This window comes from Paenibacillus foliorum (assembly GCF_013141765.1).
Taxonomy (GTDB): domain Bacteria; phylum Bacillota; class Bacilli; order Paenibacillales; family NBRC-103111; genus Paenibacillus_S; species Paenibacillus_S foliorum.
The window spans coordinates 1-15,066 of the sequence record NZ_WHOD01000053.1 but is presented as its reverse complement, the minus strand read 5'-3'; the positions used below and the strand labels follow the sequence as shown (position 1 = coordinate 15,066).

The following is a 15,066-nucleotide window of genomic DNA, read 5'->3' as shown; positions in this document are numbered from 1 at the left end:
CAGCGGCTGGAACACGAGCTTCAAAGGCGGACGCTACCGCTCCTCCACCCACACCCATTCCCTCTTACTGTTCCACTGTACTGCCTTCTGCTACTTCTTTCTTTACTTCTCCTAACCTTTCGGTCAGGCGGTATTCATAGCCATGTACCCCTTTGTAGTACTCGGGATACATAACTAAGCGGTATGTTTTCGCTCTCCAAACAAGTCAAACATATATGGTAAAATGAGACGAACAGCGTTCGAGCTCACCCAGTTGTTCCTTGATCTCTTTGAACGGAACTGAAAGTTCCGTTATTCTCTCCACCGCCTCCCATTCAGGGACTTAGCGGAAGTCGGACTTCCGTTAAGTCCCTGAATGGGAGGCCTTTACACAAAAAACAGAGAAATAACGGAACAAGCTATTCCGTTATTTCTCTGTTTTTATGCTTTTTTAGGAGATAGCGGAAATTTTACTTCCGCTATCTCCTTCGCTCCCATGGAAGCCAGACTACGCATCGGACAATCGATGCCCTCGGGCACTATGATCGATACGTTCGCAATGATGCCAAGTGTCATCTTATGTTTCTTTTCAAAATGTTCTTTAATGAGTCAGACGGCCTCGTCTATGAATTCTTTCAACATTTTTCGATGCTGCAAAAAGACGTTCCACCACCCTTCATCGATCGTAAACACCACATGTCGATGATTAACCTGGAACACATCCTCCGTCAATATTCGGCTCCACTCCCCCGTTTCCCCACAGGAACATACATGTTGTACAGAAGCGTCCTATACAACGGTAGGGTACTCTGCGAATGTCATTACAACCTTCGCAAACAAGATTTCGTGGATCTCCGCAGCTACGAAATTTTTGCACCTCTTTCACTAAGTTAGGTCTAATATGTTATTTGTGCTTTTCTTCAAAGGCATCCCAGTGCCGTTGCTCATCAAAAAATATTTGTTTCAGTTACGTTTGAGTCCATACCTCTACCTTACCAAAAATTTAAATAAGGGGTAAGCTTCGCTCACCACAAACCCAAAAACATATAAAATCTTATATGTTTAAAAAAGACTTCGGATCGAAGTCTTTTTTATCATTATTATTATTCATTCTGATGACGCATTAGGCATTAGGCTAAGGTTTCCAGCATCTCCAGCTTCACCTCATAGCGCATAGCGGCCCCCGTTAAATACCTTTCGCATTCCGCCTCCATATAAAGGCCCATTCGATAAACTTCCTTATTCATGCTTCCTGCGATATGCGGTGTGAGGAGAACATTATCCAGCTGCAGGAATGGACTATTATCTGGGACAGGTTCAGGAGCCGTTACATCTAAAATAGCCGTTCTCGTCGATACCTCGCGCAATGCCTTAATCAAATCAGCTTCAACTACCTGAGCCCCCCTACCTGTATTAATGAAAGTAGCATGAGGCAGCATTCGGTCAAAATGATCCTTGTTCAAAATACCTACGGTAGCCGGTAAGTTAGCTAAGTGGTTGGAGATCGTATCGCAATTAGTGAAAATATCGATCAAATCCGTCTTACGAACCTTGAGCTCAGCCGCTCTATCATCAGAAAGAAAAGGATCGAATACATCAATGGCTAACTCATGCTTGCTCAACATTTCTATAACGCCTCTGCCAATCATTCCCGCTCCCAGAATGCCGACCCGTGCACTGTAATTACCGGGAAATGCTCTTGATATCTGCTGTGCTTGGCGATAATCACCATGCTGTTTATAAGACCTTGCCGATTGTGTAAAGCCTTTATTGGCAAGCAATATTTGCGCTGAGGTAAACTCTATTACTGGAATGGCATTAGCTGCCCACGCGCTGACAACGGTTACATTACGGAACATAAATGGACGCGCAAAACGTTGAACGGAACCAGCTGCATAGAATAAGACTTTCAAATTAGGCAAATAACGCTGCAGCTCTTCCTCCGAAAAATTAGGTATTCCCCATGTGGAAAAAGCGATTTCTACGTCACTTAACTCATTAAGATGGAGCTTTGCATTTTCCTGATTTATATAAACCGGAAACAAATCAAGCTTTTCTGCCAATCTAGTGCGAACGCTTTCATCATAAGCCCTTTCGATCCCCGCATCACTACTGTCAGCCATAAATATCGCCTTTACTTTCATAACGCGCCTCCCGCTATTATTTCAGGTCAAGAACATCATTATTATAGCAGTACAATCTCGGCAAGCATAGTAAAATTTCCCTCTCTTCTTTCATTCCCTTATATAACAAAAGCCTCCCGATGAAGCTGAGTCTGCACTCATTTCTTAGGAAGGCGCTTTGTTAATTATTTAAAGCCTTTTTCAATTTCTTGAACCATTGCAGCTACAGAAACCAATCCGCCTCCGGACAAGTACCAGTAGTTAGCATCTAAATAAACAATTTTGCCGTTTTTAAATGCGTTGGTTTTTTTAACCAGTTCATTTTCAATAATCTGTTTAGCCGTTGTTTTGCTTTCGCCTACCGCTGTTTCACGGTCAACTACGAACAAATAATCCGGATTTTTTTCTACTATAAACTCAAAGGAAATGGTTTGACCATGTGTGGATACTTCAATGTTTTTCTCTACAGGTGTAATTCCCAGCACATCATGGATGATTCCGAATCTGGAGCCTGTTCCATAAGCTGTAACTTTACCACCTGAAACCAAGGTTACCAATGCATTCTTGCCGCTAGCAGCAGCTGTATCTTTTACTTTTTTAATGGAAGCATTGATTTTGGCAAGCTCTTCTTTTACAGCCGCTTCTTTACCAAAAATTTGACCCAATCTCTCCATATTTTCAGTGAAGGTTTCCATATATTTCTTGTTGTCTATGCCCATAAATACAGTCGGGGCAATTTTGCTTAATTCTGCATAGTGTCCTTGCTGTCTGCCCGAAATAATGATAAGGTCTGGACTCATTTCGTTGATTTTTTCAAATGCTGGCTCCTGCAGGGTACCTGCATTTTTAAACTTAGCGTCTTTATATTTCGCCAAGTATGGTGGCAGATTGGATTGCGGTACTGCTGTAACAACTGAATCAAGACCCAGCTTATCTAATGAATCCAGAATACCGTAGTCGAACACAACCACTTTTTTAGGATTTGTTTTTACTTTAGTTTCACCCAATTGATGCTTGAAGGTCAACTCAGTTGGCGCCTTGGCAGCCTCTGGAGCTGGAGTCGTTGGAGTTGAACTCCCACCTGCTGCGTTATTTGAACCGGAGTTCGTACTTGTTGTACCGCAAGCAGCAGCTACCAACATCATCATGATTGTTACTAAAAGCAAAGAAATTTTTCTTGTCACTCTGATCACCCCTAGATTTATTTGTCATGCTATTTGAAATGGTATTCAAATCGGATTTAGTGAAGCTCTTTTAGTAAAAGTAAGTCTATGCAAAATACACACAGATTTTATTACCGTTAATCGTTTCAATCTGTATGTCCATGTCGTAGACTTCTTTTAATACAGGCTGTGTTATTATCTCATCCGTTGTTCCTTCTTTGATGACCTTCCCATCCTTGAGAGCTACGATATAGTCGGAATAACAGGAGGCAAAGTTAATGTCATGGATTACGATTACAATCGTTTTGCCAAGCTCGTTAACCATTCGCCGCAGCACCTTCATGATTTGAACGGAATGCTTCATGTCAAGGTTGTTAAGCGGCTCATCGAGCAGAACATACTCTGTATTTTGGGCAATGACCATCGCTATGTAAGCTCTCTGCTTCTGGCCCCCGCTTAATTCATCCAGAAATTTATTCTGCATTTCCTCCAAATCCATATAGGCAATAGCCTCATCTACAAATTTCAAATCCTCGTCATTCAGCTTGCCTTGTGAATAAGGAAATCGTCCAAAGCTGACCAGCTCTCTAACCGTCAAACGGACATTAATATGGTTCGCTTGCTTCAGGATCGAAATCTTCTTGGCCAGATCATTGCTTTTGCTCTTATGCAGCTCCTTGCCTTCAATGTAAATCTCTCCGCTATCCTTAGTTATAAGGCGGCTTACCATGGACAACAGAGTGCTTTTTCCAGCTCCATTAGGTCCTATGAATGAAGTGATCTTTCCTTTTGCTATGTTAACGGATACGTCTTCTATTACATTTTTACTGCCGTACCGTTTGGAAACCTTCCTTACTTCTATCACGATTTATTCCCCTTTAATAAGAGATAGATGAAGTACAGCCCACCGACGAGGTTAATAACTACGCTTATTGTTGTAGTAAAGGTGAACACTCTCTCGACGATTAATTGTCCTCCGACTAATGCAATGATACTAATAAGCATCGATCCTAGAATTAAATACTTGTGCTTGTACGTTCCTATTAACTGATGGGTCACATTCGTAACAAGCAATCCGAGGAAAGTGATGGGCCCAACTAAAGCTGTAGAAATGGATACTAGAATAGCGATTATAATGAGCAGTCTTTTCACTACGTAATCGTAATCGACTCCCAGATTGACAGCCTGCTCTTTACCTAAAGAAAGCACATCCAAATATTTGGCGAATTTCATAAAATATACACCGATAAATATCAAAGCAATAATCGATATATATAGTAGATCCTTATTCACATTATTGAAGCTGGCAAACAATTTGTCCTGCAGCCTGAGATACTCATTCGGATCGATAAGTACCTGCATGAAGGATGAAAAGCTCTGAAACAAAGTCCCGAATATGATCCCGACTAAGAGCAGGAAGTAAATGTTTTGCCCATCTCGTTTAAAAATAATTTTATAAAGCACTCCTGCGAACAAAACCATTACGATCACGCATAACACAAAGTTGACGTTTTTACTCATCATCGAGATCGTAGTCGACCCAAATCCAAAAATAACAACTGTTTGAATTAATCCATAAAGCGAATCCAAACCTAGAATGCTTGGGGTCAGAATTCGGTTATTCGTAATCGTCTGAAACACCATAGTAGAGAAGGCAATGGTAATGGCCGTAAGAACAATAGCAAGGATCTTAATTCCCCTTCTCGGGAGAGCGTAACCCCAGTTCGTGCCGAGCTTTATAAATATAAATGTCGCTATTAATGCCAATGCAGCTACGGCAAGAATGCTTAACTTCGCTTTAATGTTCATATGCCTTTCTCCTCATAAGCAAGTAAAGAAATATACCACTTCCTATCACTCCGACTGTAAGACCAATGGCAATCTCGTAGGGATAAATAATGATACGTCCAAGCACATCGCAAAATAATACAAATACGGCTCCTAATAAGGCGGTATGCGTGAGACTTTTCTTTAAATGGTCACCTTTGAAAATAGTTACTATATTAGGAATGATCAGTCCAAGAAACGGAATCATACCCACAGTTAGAATGACTACGGATGTTACTAACGCTACAATAACTAGCCCGATATTGACGACCTGCTTATAATTTAGTCCCAGATTGACGGAGAATTCTTCCCCCATCCCTGCAACGGTAAAACGATCCGCATATAGATAAGCGATGATGACGATTGGAATGCTGATATACAGCATTTCGTAGCGGCCCTTCATAATCATTGAGAAATCACCATGCAGCCAAGCCGATATACTCTGAATGAGATCATGCTTATATGCAAAGAAGGTAGTCATCGAACCCACGATATTACCGAACATCAAGCCTACAAGCGGGATGAAAATAATATCTTTGTACTTGACCTTGTCAAGAATCTTCATAAATATAAAAGTCCCAAGAAGCGCAAAAGCGAATGAAACGAGCATCATTTGCAAAGGACTTGCTGTCGTAAACATAAGCATAGCTACCAAAATACCGAGCCTCGCCGAATCCTCTGTCCCGGCAGTTGTTGGTGAAACGAATTTGTTTCTAGTTAACTGCTGCATAATCAACCCAATGACACTCATACTGACTCCGGCAATAATGATGCTGATTAAACGCGGGAGCCGACTTATCATCAAAATATCAGCTTGATCCTCAGTTAGATGAAAAATGTCAAGCGGCGATATATTTTTCACTCCGATGAAAATAGAGCAAAAGGATAAAATGATTAACGCGATTAGAAGGTACCTTATTCTCATAGCCTTTCCTAACTCTTCCTTTACAGAAGGATTGTCTGATTTGAATTAATAACGATAATCATTACTAATGATATGAAAGTGATAATCATTATCAACATGATTCATATTACTCGAAACCGATTCTTTACATGAATAGACTTTTCATTTTTGTTCCATGGACTTTTCTATCACCGTAGTTTCTATTCCTAATTTCGACACAATATAGGAATCGATAACAAAAAGAACAGACTGCCGCAGCAATCTGTCTCACATTCCGATTAGTTCTTGAACTATTTATATAGACGGCTTGAACTCGTTCATCTTATTGGGCAAGGTAATTTGTTGGAGTCGATATGAACCAAGAAACTCACCCCGTCTATCTCGATCTCCTCAACTATCCTTATATGAACATCCCACCGTCAACTTTGATCGTTTCCCCTGTTATAAAATGGGAATGAGCGATTAATGAGTAGGCTACCTCTGCGACATCCTCAGGTGTTGCAATTCTACCGAGTGGGGTTCCTTCCGCTAGCCGCGACACATGGTCTCCCTGACCTTCAACCCAGCGGGTCTGAACGATTCCCGGTGCGATTGAGTTTACACGCACTTCTGGCGCCATCACTCTGGCCAAAGATTTCGTAACACTAATGGCAGCTGCCTTAGAAGCTGCATAAGCGATAGAGCTGCCCAATCCTGTTAGTCCGGCAACGGATGTAATATTCACGATACAGCCCTGCTGTTTTTTCAGCTCGGATTCGGCAGCCCGGCAGCAGAAAAACATACCTTTTACATTAACATCCATAACCCGATCCCAATATTCTTCCTTTAATCCCTCCAGGTCATCGTGCTTGACGAAATCCGTAACCCCCGCATTATTAACCAATATATCCAATCGTCCGAAAGACTCAATAGTTTGCTGAACCATAGACCGCACCTGCTGATCATCCGAAACGGTTGCCTTAAATAGCAGACAGTTCACTCCAAGCGCCTCAATCTCCTTCTTGGTTTCCAGTGCTTCTTTCTCGGATTTGGAATAATTAATCGTTATATGTACGCCTTCTTTAGCCAAACGAATTGCAATTGCTTTACCGATTCCTGTTGCAGCTCCTGTAATTAGCGCAGCTTTACCTATCAATGGAAATCTCTCCTTTTTATTTTCAGCTTATTCACTATTACCTATAGTACAATAAATCATGCTACGTATGGCAAAATTTGTAGTGATTCTTAACGGAATCCATACTAAAATGAAATCAAATCCAGACTTATTAAAGCACTCGATATGAACCAGGAAAGGCGGAAATCCCGTGTCCAAAGCCAAACAATTATCCACCTTGCTGCAAAGCATGGAAGTCATTGATCTATCCCACACTTTAGAGGAAGATATGCCCATTTATCCAACACACTCACGTTACTTTCATACCCTATGGGATTCCTTCGAAACTGGAAGCCAAGCGCTGTTATACCAGCTTATTATTAACGAGCATTGTGGAACCCATATGGATGCCACTGCCCACTTCCTCAAAGAGGATCATCCTGAGCATTTGTATATGGCTGAAACGCCGGTTACCCAATGCTTTGGGCGCGCGCTCACGTTGGATGTATCACATTTCAAGGATACCGACTTGGTAACGACTGAAATCCTACAAGAATGGGAACAAAAATATCATGCCATCGAAAAAGGCGATATTGTCAACTTCCGATTCGGATGGGATCGCTATTGGGAGCCTCGCTCGGTAAGCCAGACATACAGCAAATCTTGGCCGGGTCTAAGTGGGGAAGCCGCTGAATATTTAGTTTCGAAACAGATCAAAGCCGTCGGCTGCGATGTATTAGCCATTGATAGCTACTATGCGGTAGGAGCCCCTGCCCACTATGCTCTGCTTGGCAATGGGATCAACATTATCGAAAACTTAACGAAGCTAGAGGAAATCATAGGTGAATCCTATATGATTGCCTTTCCTCTAAAGGTCAAACAGGGATCAGGCTCGCCGATCCGTGCTGTGGCTTATAAGTAAAGCTATTTGCATAGGCTACTAGTCGCATTCAATATACAAACCTCCTTTCCCGATCATCTATCGGTCCAGGAGTTTTTTTCATTCCATTTCACCAACACAAGCTAGCAAGCATTCCTTTGAAAAATAGTTATGGGTATGCAGCCTTTCTTAACACATATAACTGTGGAATACTCCCTGACCGATAAAGGGAGAGGCTTTCAGAAAAATTCTTAAAGAAATGGAAATGCACAGCTTGCGACGAGAATAGTCGGAAGATTAACCTGTGACCCATGAACGTTCATGAATCAGGTTTACATTTTATGGTACAATAGGCGTACCTGCACTGCTTCAGCAGTTGCTAGTGAAGCAAGTTTTCTAAGAAAACTCTTTCTGCTTACGATGTAAGTCTCACTAATGAGAATCAGGAAGTTGCTTACGATGTTAAAGTTTTCTACGAAAACTCTTAGGAGGGAATGCATGACTACAACACTCATCATTATTTTGTTTGTCCTTGTACTTATCGTAATTATTAGCCAATCAAACAATAGGAAAGCGGCTCAACGAGGCAGCAGCAATTATGCTGGAGCAGGATCCAAATTGGGAGCAAGCAGCAGAAAAACTGGATCACCCACACCCGTTTATGAGAATACCCCATTGCCGACTCTGCTAGGTATTCAGCCGCAAATCCCCTTGGAGCCTGCTGTCATCCGGCTTGAACAGTCTCTGCCGGAGTCATTCATGCTGAAGCTCCGCGAACGAATCCAGCGGCAGAACCCGCAAATGTCCGAAGCCGAATACAATTGGAAGCTGCTGGAGCTGAAACGGTATTTTCTCATGACAGCCCTTTGCAGGGATGTACCTATGTTCAGCCAGTCGGTAGATGACATCTGGCACGAAATGTTAATGTTCACTAGAGAATATTCACAGTTTGGTGAAGCATTCATTGGTTCACCTATTCATCACGGACCGCATTCCGACGGTCAGCCTGACCCTGGAGGTCGGGCGTGGTTCGATTGGATGTACGCGCAGCTATTCGTCCCAACACCCTATTCCGCCCATATATGGCGGCCATTCTTCCGGCATCCGCTCGATCCTAGGCTGCTGGAGGAATTGAAGCAAGACAGCGAGTCTGAGCTGACTGCGAACAGGTTCAACCGCTCAGCGGCGGAACGATATCCCGAGATTCGGGATACGATCTCACTGCTGATTCGTAAGGCTAAGGAACAGGTACATAGAGCCGTGCCTGGGGCCTCTTATTCGGCTGAGCGGCCAGTAGGCAATGAACCTGCCGCTTTCATGCCTTATTTAGCCGGAGCCTTAATGTTCTATTCGGCAACGGAATTTGTTGACTTCGATGCACTTATGGAGCCGCACTATTCTGAGGAGGAAGTACAGCGGCGGGCTCAGGAAGCCGGCTCCTCCAGCTCCTCGTGTAGCAGCAGCTCCACCACTTGGGGCGATGATGATAATCGGAACCACGGCGGGGGCAGTGATGGAAGCGGAGACTCTAGCGGGGGGAATGATAGCAGTGGATCTTCTTCAAGCTGTTCGTCCTCCTCGTCCAGCTGCTCTTCTTCCAGCTGCGGCGGTGGTGGAGACTAAATGAACGACCACAAACAAGACCTCGAATTCCCCCTGTGAACAACGGGATGATTCGAGGTCTTGTTTGTGCACAATGTGCACAATTACTGTAATTAACCAATAATGGTAAAAAACCTTGTTAATTCCGCTTAGATGAGTCCTAACCCACAACTTTGCTGGAAAATCTCACGGTAATTTCAAATAATATCCCCGTGGTGCAAACCCAGTTCCGAATTAGATGGAGAATATCCATGTAAACTAGTTCTGCATTCAACAAATTGAAGAATAAAGGGAGTTCTTCCATCTATTCGATAGAAAAGGGGTAACCCTACCTGGCCTGGCCAGCCCTCGGGTTAATTCAATACCGGCACAAAGCCGCCTCTTTCGATGGCATCCATGCCTTTGCCCTCAACGCTCAGAAGCCATTGAAGCAGCCTGCTTGCCGAGCTGTCCACTGGTTCATCCTCACGAGTTACAGCATACAAAAGCGCCGTATAAGGATATGTCCCTTTCCTGATGTTCTCTTTATTACTCTCAATCCCATCAACAGAAAGGAATTTTACTTGTTCGCGTTTATGCATTTCATTGGCAAAATAGTAAAAGGAATAGCCAATCGAATAGCTCCCATTCTTATAATCAGCAACAGCGTCAATGAGTCCCCCCATGCCAGAGGATTTTTTCTCCTTAGGCGGTTCAGCCAGCTGTAGCCCCTTCATTACCTTTTGCTCCATATAAGTTTGGCTGCCGGAATTTTTTTCACGCTGAAAAGCTATGATCCTCTCATTCGGCCCTCCGACATTACTCCAGCTATTAGTCTTACCTGCATAAATATCCTGAATTTGCTGAACAGAAAGATTAGAGATTTCATTATCGGTATGAACTAAAAAAATAAAAGCATCCTTACCAATTGGTGTAAGCTTAAGCTTCACACCACTGGCTTCAGCGAGCTTGAGTTCTTCATCGGAAGGTCCTGCCACAAAAATTAGATCGGCTTTCTTGGCAATCAAATTTTCATACGCAGCATGGGTAGTATTAAAATAAACATGCTGCTCCGCCCAAGGCTTGTTGGTACCCGTTAGCTCTCTCATCAAAATTTTGCCAAATGGAATGGCAGCGGTAGCCCCATCGATTTTGGGAAAGGTCTCTGCGGTGAACATCGAATGTCGGGGCCATAGGGAGGTTAGAGCGAAGATGAAAAGCCACAGTGAGGCTAGAGTTATAGCGACTGTCTTTAAAATCCTTGTTCCTCGATTACTCGCTGCTGCCTTTCGAGCACCAATGCCTAATAGTGCAAATAAGCTCGGCCAAACGGAAGCCAATAGAGCTGTAACCTTCATACTACTGCTGTCCGTTATATAAGACTTAGCGCTTTCAAACAATGGCAGCGCCCATAGAACAAATACTTGATAAGGCAGCCAGGTGATTCCGCCAAAATCAGAGGTCGCACCTTTTACACTCGCAAAAGTAGCGTACCATATAGCGAATCCAACCATAACAACGGACAGTAAGGAAAACGTATGAATTCTCATGCTTGCAGGAAACCTCTTAGCTGCTATAAAGCCGTAACCCGCAAATGGAAGAGCTATGATGACGGCATATAGCATCATTAACAGAATCAAGCTGGAGTCACTCAACGCTCGAATGTCAAATATCCGATCTACGGCACCGCCCCCGTTGATTACGACCAAGATCAGTAAAAATTCAAATAACACATAGCTAACCAAAAATAATATTCCTCTGCGCGCCGCTGCAAGAGCTGGCCCTAGCCAATTGGAACCAGGTTGATGAGGAATCTTCAAATCGTTATTGGAGCTCGGCTGATTCAATAGCATCGCCTCCTACTATGCTTGGTTACGATGTTTACTCTCCTTCATTGAACCATAGAGGATCGTTGCAATCGACTTCCCCGTTATAATTGATTAGTATCTCATCCCCTGCCTTTATCGCTGTATAGGCAAAAAAGTCAAACGTATGATTGTCAAAGTTAATGTCATAAGTGGCATTCGGTGTATAGGAATGATTAAACAAACTGCCATAGCCTAACAGGATAGCCGTGTGATTGGCACCATACTCATACACATAATCTGCAAGTATTGTTTTCTCAATATGAACATGTTCCTCATTAAGATAAGGAATGACCGGTGCTTCATGTATAAGCTCACCTTTTGCTATATCCCGTGTCGCAAATACCCCTCTATTGAACTCGCCATTGCTAAGCTTAGAATTTTTTATCTCAATCATGCTGCTCACCCTTCGCGTTCTTTAGTCTATATTATTCTTTACTCTTCTAATCACGTTTAAAAGAATAATTTTAACTCACCCTCGTTAAAACAGCAATAAAATGTTAAAAATATCGTTTCAGCCCTCATCCAGATTGAATGTTCCATCGCCATAAAGCAACCATCAAGACATTAAAGATAGAAAAAAGCCCCGCCCCATCGAAATGATGGGGGAAGGGGGCTCTGGTTAGATGTGTTAATAATGGGTGTACTCAGTAACGAATATTCTAATATCAACCGTTGCTCCGGTTAAATAGACAGATTGCGCATATATTGAACATATTGAGGGAATGCTTCTTCCGCATCCTCAATATCGGGATGCCATTTCTTCTCCCATTCGAATGTATAATAGCCGTCATAGCCGTTACGTTCCAAAAGCTTATACAAATCGGTCAGCGGGATGCTGCCTTCCCCTGTCAGGCAATACTTGAACTTACCGTCAGATTCTGGCAGTAAGCGGGAATCCTTCACATGCGTATATTCGATCCATTGTCCAAGTGCTGCCCATGTATCCTCGGGCTGTTCACCGAGCGTTCGAATCGGATGATGAAGGTCCCATAGCACGCCCACAGCCTCAGGATCAACTTGCTCCATTACTGCTTTAACGTCCGCGTAAGAGGTCCAGTCATCATGTGTTTCTAATAGAAGCTTAACTCCATTCTCCTTAGCTATAGCTCCTGTTTCCTTGAAATGACGGACAATCGTTTCGATGGCTTCGGCTCGATCCGTCCCCCCGATGCTTCCCCCAAACACACGGATATAGCGAGTCCCAAAGAATGAACATAATCTGGCGTACTCTCTGATTTCTGCCAGATTCTGCGCATATTTATCTGTGGAGAACATATGGACAGAGCTGGAGAAGCAGGACACCTTCAAGCCGGAATCCATGATTTGATCCCGTGTATGACTAAGCTGGCTTGAGAACTCAGGGAGCTTATAAATATTCATTTCACCAGCTAGGCCACGAAAATCAATAGCGTCGAAGCCGTATGCGACGGCTCTCTTGATGATTAAATCCAATTCCCATTCAGGACAACCCAATGTCGTAAAAGATAATTTCATTTCTATTCCTCCTGGCTTCGTTCAATTAAATTCATGCAATAGCTTGATTCAAAATTCTTATGTCCTACTTGGTCGTCATCCGGTCAAACCGTTCGGCCGTGACCTCTCTTAATAGAGGTTTACCTGTTGCAAAATTTACTAAATCTTCAACCACCATTGCCGCCAGCTGAGACTTCCAATAGCCTGAATAGGCACCGATATGCGGCAAGCAGATGACATTAGGCAGCTTCAGCAGCAGGTCGTCCGCCGGAAGCGGCTCACGATGATACACATCCAGCGCCGCGTGAATACGCCCTGCGGATAACTGCTCCAGCAGCGCTGCCTCATCAATCAGCGGCCCGCGCGCTGTGTTGACTAACAACGCGCCATCCGGCAGCAGCTTCAGCTGCTCCTGCCCAATCATCCCGCGTGTCGACGTTGTAAGCGTATCGTGAAGAGACACGATGCAGCTCTCACTGAGCACGGCTTCCAGGCTGCCTAGCGCTATCCCCTGCTCGCTTGCCTCTTCCTGAGAACAGTAAGGGGAAAAGAGCTTAATGCTAGCGTTAAATCCGCGCAGGAGCCGGATAACCTCCCTCGCAACTTCTCCATAGCCGATAAGGCCAACCTTCTGGCCGTACAAGCCCATAACGGTATTGCCGTTATCGCCCCATGACCCGCTTCGCAGCTGATCTCGGTACTTGCCGATCTCCCAGGAGCCGGCCAGCATAAGCGATACCGTTAACTCGGCTGTGGACTTGGCGAGAGCGGTATTGGCATTAACCACTGTAATGCCGTTTCCAAATGCTGACGGATCCATATACGGAGTCAATGTACCTGCAGCATGCCCAATAAAACGTAGCTTTTTGGCCTCTGCTAATATATCGGCCGTCAGCTTAGGGGAGCCCCATGACAGGATGCATGCATCGTATTTATGAATATCTTGACGCAGCTGCTCCGCTTCATAGGGTTCATCAATCGTAACCCAATCCACATCTGAAACAGCTTGCATCTGTTTAATAACCTTTTCACTAAACAATAAGTCTCTCAATTCCCTTTTCCACACTGTAACTAATGTTCTCATCGTTCATCTCCATGTGAATAAGTACTAAGCTATAACCTTATGATTACCCAATAAGCAACGAATGAAATCGCATTCATAAAAAGCTATGTGTTTATTATAGCCTAGGCTTAAGTTAGTGGAATTCCGTAAACTTACTAGAAAACTACACTATCTTCCGATGTTAATTCTTTTTATACTCATAGGGGGTTACGCCATAGCATTTTTTAAACATTTTATAAAAATGGCCTGTATGCTTGAATCCTACTGCCTCCAAGATTTCAACCACGGACATTTCCGTTTCGAGCAGCAATTCCCCCGCTTTGCGTAAACGCAGCTCCGTCAAGAAACCACTGAAGGTTACTCCTGCCACCATTTTGAATAGCGAGCTGAAATAGTTCGGTGAAAGCGAAACCCTTGCTGCCGCATCCTTCAACGCAAGCGGTTTCTCCATATTTTGTTTCATATAATCAATGACTTCCCGAATAGCTTGTTCATACCCGGATTCGGTGGCCCGCATCCAACCATTAACCTCACGGCTGATGACAACCAAAAACTTCAACAAGTCTGCTCGGACCGCGTATTGATGGTAGGATTCCTTGGCATCCAGCTCACTCTTAATATCCTCCATCAAACGCTCGATAACAATTTGAGAACGCGGCGACAGGTTAATCAGCAGATGCTGTTTCAAAGTAGCGCTGGACAATTCGCGGATCGTTTCCTCCAGCAGGGAAGGCATGAAATCCAGCTGTACCAGCTCAAACGATTGTCCGGCAATTGGCATAAAACAGTGCATCGTGTAAGGAGGAATAGAAAACAGATCCCCCCGCATCAGATCTGCCTGTTCATCTTGAACCACATGACGGCAAATCCCACTTAGAACATAACAAATTTGCAAAAACTCATGGCCATGCTGGACTGGATTATAATTGGTTTCATTGCGGATTTCGAATTTGATTGGAAAATCCTCCTGCATAAAATCTTTATACCGAAAAACAGGTGAAGATTCCAATTCTCACATCTCCCATCAAAGTAAACAAACTATTGATTAAACTACTATTATTTTAAATACTATCCGGTATGAAACGCAACATTTAAAAAAGCTGAACCCTAGG

At 43.5% G+C, this 15,066-nt stretch carries 13 protein-coding genes and 1 pseudogene; 2 read left to right on the top strand and 12 right to left on the bottom strand.

From position 1 onward, the window contains the following. Window positions 1–528 precede the first annotated feature (528 nt). The 7 genes and pseudogenes from GC093_RS37070 to GC093_RS13040 all read right to left on the bottom strand — a co-directional run. A pseudogene (locus tag GC093_RS37070) lies at window positions 529–946 on the bottom strand (transposase zinc-binding domain-containing protein); the annotation flags it as partial. Between the two features lie 163 nt (window positions 947–1,109). Further along, window positions 1,110–2,123, bottom strand: a complete 1,014-nt coding sequence (locus tag GC093_RS13065; protein ID WP_171652317.1) for a hydroxyacid dehydrogenase — start codon at window positions 2,121–2,123, stop codon at window positions 1,110–1,112. A 164-nt stretch (window positions 2,124–2,287) separates the two neighbouring features. Continuing rightward, on the bottom strand, window positions 2,288–3,286 hold the full coding sequence (locus GC093_RS13060; RefSeq protein ID WP_312886523.1) for a siderophore ABC transporter substrate-binding protein: 999 nt from the start codon (window positions 3,284–3,286) through the stop codon (window positions 2,288–2,290). Window positions 3,287–3,371: 85 nt separating this feature from the next. Then, window positions 3,372–4,130, bottom strand: a complete 759-nt coding sequence (locus GC093_RS13055; RefSeq protein WP_171652316.1) for an iron ABC transporter ATP-binding protein — start codon at window positions 4,128–4,130, stop codon at window positions 3,372–3,374. Further along, on the bottom strand, window positions 4,127–5,074 hold the full coding sequence (locus GC093_RS13050; protein ID WP_171652315.1) for an iron chelate uptake ABC transporter family permease subunit: 948 nt from the start codon (window positions 5,072–5,074) through the stop codon (window positions 4,127–4,129). Before GC093_RS13050 ends, GC093_RS13055 begins: the two co-directional genes overlap by 4 nt. Then, window positions 5,064–6,017 (bottom strand): ABC transporter permease, encoded by a 954-nt coding sequence (locus GC093_RS13045; RefSeq protein ID WP_171652314.1) that lies wholly within the window; start codon window positions 6,015–6,017, stop codon window positions 5,064–5,066. Before GC093_RS13045 ends, GC093_RS13050 begins: the two co-directional genes overlap by 11 nt. A 379-nt stretch (window positions 6,018–6,396) precedes the next feature. Then, window positions 6,397–7,131: an SDR family NAD(P)-dependent oxidoreductase gene (locus GC093_RS13040; RefSeq protein WP_171652313.1), complete on the bottom strand. Its 735-nt coding sequence runs from the start codon at window positions 7,129–7,131 to the stop codon at window positions 6,397–6,399. Window positions 7,132–7,300: 169 nt separating this feature from the next. Here GC093_RS13040 and GC093_RS13035 point away from each other — a divergent pair, with 169 nt between their 5' ends. Together GC093_RS13035 and GC093_RS13030 are read left to right on the top strand one after the other, a co-directional pair. Then, window positions 7,301–8,011, top strand: coding sequence for a cyclase family protein (locus GC093_RS13035; protein ID WP_216624618.1), 711 nt, complete (start codon window positions 7,301–7,303; stop codon window positions 8,009–8,011). Between the two features lie 456 nt (window positions 8,012–8,467). Further along, a complete protein-coding gene (locus GC093_RS13030; protein WP_171652312.1) occupies window positions 8,468–9,592 on the top strand; it encodes a UCP032817 domain-containing protein in 1,125 nt (374 codons plus the stop codon). Window positions 9,593–9,924: 332 nt separating this feature from the next. Here GC093_RS13030 and GC093_RS13025 read toward each other — a convergent pair whose 3' ends face one another. The 5 genes from GC093_RS13025 to GC093_RS13005 all read right to left on the bottom strand — a co-directional run bounded on the left by GC093_RS13025 (window position 9,925) and on the right by GC093_RS13005 (window position 14,963). After that, window positions 9,925–11,397 carry a PstS family phosphate ABC transporter substrate-binding protein gene (locus GC093_RS13025; RefSeq protein WP_171652311.1) on the bottom strand — a complete coding sequence of 491 codons (1,473 nt, stop codon included), beginning with the start codon at window positions 11,395–11,397 and terminating at the stop codon, window positions 9,925–9,927. Window positions 11,398–11,431: 34 nt separating this feature from the next. Continuing rightward, on the bottom strand, window positions 11,432–11,812 hold the full coding sequence (locus GC093_RS13020) for an SET domain-containing protein (protein WP_171652310.1): 381 nt from the start codon (window positions 11,810–11,812) through the stop codon (window positions 11,432–11,434). 287 nt (window positions 11,813–12,099) lie between these two features. Continuing rightward, a complete protein-coding gene (locus GC093_RS13015) occupies window positions 12,100–12,912 on the bottom strand; it encodes a sugar phosphate isomerase/epimerase family protein (RefSeq protein WP_171652309.1) in 813 nt (270 codons plus the stop codon). Between the two features lie 64 nt (window positions 12,913–12,976). Continuing rightward, complete coding sequence (locus tag GC093_RS13010; RefSeq protein ID WP_171652308.1) at window positions 12,977–13,975, bottom strand: hydroxyacid dehydrogenase; 999 nt, start codon at window positions 13,973–13,975, stop codon at window positions 12,977–12,979. 160 nt (window positions 13,976–14,135) lie between these two features. Beyond that, a complete protein-coding gene (locus GC093_RS13005; RefSeq protein WP_171652307.1) occupies window positions 14,136–14,963 on the bottom strand; it encodes an AraC family transcriptional regulator in 828 nt (275 codons plus the stop codon). Window positions 14,964–15,066 lie beyond the last annotated feature (103 nt).

What these genes read in the sequence shown, in the direction of transcription:
- GC093_RS13065 (WP_171652317.1), bottom strand. Translation starts at nt 2,123, where the DNA reads ATGAAAGTAAAGGCGATATTTATGGCTGACAGTAGTGATGCGGGGATC.
- GC093_RS13050 (WP_171652315.1), bottom strand. Translation starts at nt 5,074, where the DNA reads ATGAACATTAAAGCGAAGTTAAGCATTCTTGCCGTAGCTGCATTGGCA.
- GC093_RS13045 (WP_171652314.1), bottom strand. Translation starts at nt 6,017, where the DNA reads ATGAGAATAAGGTACCTTCTAATCGCGTTAATCATTTTATCCTTTTGC.
- GC093_RS13030 (WP_171652312.1), top strand. Translation starts at nt 8,468, where the DNA reads ATGACTACAACACTCATCATTATTTTGTTTGTCCTTGTACTTATCGTA.
- GC093_RS13020 (WP_171652310.1), bottom strand. Translation starts at nt 11,812, where the DNA reads ATGATTGAGATAAAAAATTCTAAGCTTAGCAATGGCGAGTTCAATAGA.
- GC093_RS13015 (WP_171652309.1), bottom strand. Translation starts at nt 12,912, where the DNA reads ATGAAATTATCTTTTACGACATTGGGTTGTCCTGAATGGGAATTGGAT.
- GC093_RS13010 (WP_171652308.1), bottom strand. Translation starts at nt 13,975, where the DNA reads ATGAGAACATTAGTTACAGTGTGGAAAAGGGAATTGAGAGACTTATTG.